Source organism: Pseudomonadales bacterium, assembly GCA_013215025.1.
GTDB lineage: Bacteria > Pseudomonadota > Gammaproteobacteria > Pseudomonadales > DT-91 > DT-91.
Map to the genome: position 1 here is coordinate 1 of JABSRR010000264.1, position 2,477 is coordinate 2,477.

Sequence of the window (2,477 nt, forward strand, 5' to 3'; positions counted from 1 at the left end):
TTTCGCCCACTGCGTTGTGAGTTCGTGTGCTGCATGCTTGGAAGTTCAGGCTCTGGATGCACTTCACGTCGTCTGCGCATCCAATTATTCCAGCGTTGACCCCAAATAGCTTGGAAGCAACAATGGTTGCTTAATTTATCAAGCATGGACGGCTGCTTTGAAAAGTCGCGCTTTCTGTTTTGTTGAGAAGCTGTTGGATCACAATTAAGCCTGCTGGGCAAAAGTTTCACGCAAACGTGTTTGAACGCAAATGTCGGCGGCTGCAACAGATTTGCAGAAAGAACAACATTTCAGTGCTGAATGCAAGGCTTGGTCCGATGCTAAGTGCAGTGCTGTATGCAATGCTTGGTGCCGTGCCAATTGCAGTGCTGAGTGCAATGCTTGGTGCGATGCTGAACAGGCCCCTCGGATTCCCCAAGGTGTTTACTTAAAGTGGGTGGTGGGCTTTGGGGCCATAGGGCGACACTACAGCGGAGCATTTGGAAGGCACCCTGGGTGACATCCAAGCTGCCCCCCCTGTAAAGCGCCAGCATCACGCATATCATAATTTTCAATCTCTTCTTTTTTGCCAAACTGCTAAGTCCAAAATGGCTTGTTGCTTCCCACGTTGCTGATTAATGCCCGACAGGACTTAGTAGCGAAATGCGCAACATGGAAAGGCTTGCAAAAAAAATGCACACGCAAAAATGAAAGAATTGAATCCAAGGGGTTAACAGACGCGATTTCGTGTTATAAGGCGCAACATAGTCGCGGCTTAGTCGCGATTTTGTCGTGCTCAGGGCACAAAAAGAAAAACAAAGCCGTCATGAGAATCATGGTGCGATGCGACTTCCAACATACATGCATATTCTCGGCCCCATTGCAAGGCCACCAAGTTAACTAAAATAGCTCTTAAAGATGTGTTTTTTTCGAGGGGGCTGCTAATTGCAGTGCTGAATGCAATGCTTGGACGTGGCATGGCTGAGGCGGGGCAAAGGAACCTAGACTGCGAGACCTACGAGGCTGCGACAGCGAGCGCTAAGCAAGGGCTCAAGAATGCTACCTATAGCACGTCTGTGGAGGAAGAGAAAAAGAGAAGTGAGAAAGGGGAGCCTAACACTAACATCTCTAATGCTGCGTTTTGGGTTGGGTAGTTCGCTTGGCTCGCTTCGCATAAGAAAAGAAAATGGAGACAGGAGGTTGGGGGCCAGGTCTCAAACATCATCAGTTCCAATGCTGCCAAAAAGCACATGCAAAAAAACCTAAACTTATATGTGTCTGGTTTCAGTGCGCATGTGTGTGTTTTTTCATTACTGGCGGTCTGTGCCTCCTGAGGCAAGTCACTTGTGCGTTTGCAATTAATTTCACTCATCTTTCTTGACATGCAAGATTGCTTCAGACCAGAGGTCAGCTCCAACTTGTTTTCCTAGGAAACCGTGAGAAAAAATCACCCGACAGTGTCTAGTCCGGGGTATTGACCAGTCATTCAATAGGTGATTACGTTCAATGAGGGAACCTTGCCCGAGCTAACCTTCCAGCTCTAGACGCGGCTATAATATAGAGCACTACTTCCCGACGGAACCACCGGATGACGACGACGGGAACCCACGGGAACCCCGACAGCCCGACGAACAGCCCCGCGACCTGCCAAAAAAAGGGTTCGTTGAATTTCAGAAGAAGAGACCATTGTATAAAAAGCTTTGCACGAAAAAACGTCCCTGAAAAATAGAGTTCGTTGAATACCAGAGTTCCGTTCTCAGTCGTCGCGCAAAGCTGCTGTAGTAGCTGTAGTAGCTGTAGCTGTAGCTGTAGCTGTGCTCACTGCAATGCTTGGAATAATAATAGCAATTGCGATATTGATTTGGCTGGAAAAGTTTTACAGTAGTAGGGTGGCAGGGGGTGGAGCCGTTTGCTTACGATTTCGGAGACCCCGGATCTCCCCCCTCTGGCTTTTTAGAAAGTACCCCATAGCTAAAGCTATTTGGGGAACAACGTAATGCTTGGTGCGATGCTAATTGCAGTGCTGTATGCAATGCTTGGTGCAATGCTAACTGCAGCAATGAATGCAATGCTTGGAGCGATGCTAATTGCAGTGCTGAATGCAATGCTTGGTGCAATGCTAATTGCAGCCATGAATGCAATGCTTGGAGCAATGCTAATTGCAGTGCTGAATGCAATGCTTGGTGGGATGCTGGTTACACTGCTGTATGCAATGCTTGGAGCTGTGCTGTAGCTGTAGCTGTAGTAGCTGCTGTAGTAGCTGTAGCTGTAGCTGTAGCTGTGCTCACTGCAATGCCTGGAATAATAATAGCAATTGCGATATTGATTTGGCTGGAAAAGTTTTACAGTAGTAGGGTGGCAGGGGGTGGAGCCGTTTGCTTACGATTTCGGAGACCCCGGATCTCCCCCCTCTGGCTTTTCAGAAAGTACCCCATAGCTAAAGCTATTTGGGGAACAACGTAATGCTTGGTGCGATGCTACTTGCAGTGCTGAATGCA

The 2,477-nt window shown here is 48.0% G+C and carries 1 protein-coding gene; it reads left to right on the forward strand.

Going from position 1 to position 2,477, the window contains the following annotated elements:
• Positions 1-1,975: 1,975 nt before the first annotated feature.
• Positions 1,976-2,212 (forward strand): hypothetical protein, encoded by a 237-nt coding sequence (locus HRU21_12690; GenBank protein ID NRA43147.1) that lies wholly within the window; start codon positions 1,976-1,978, stop codon positions 2,210-2,212.
• Positions 2,213-2,477 lie beyond the last annotated feature (265 nt).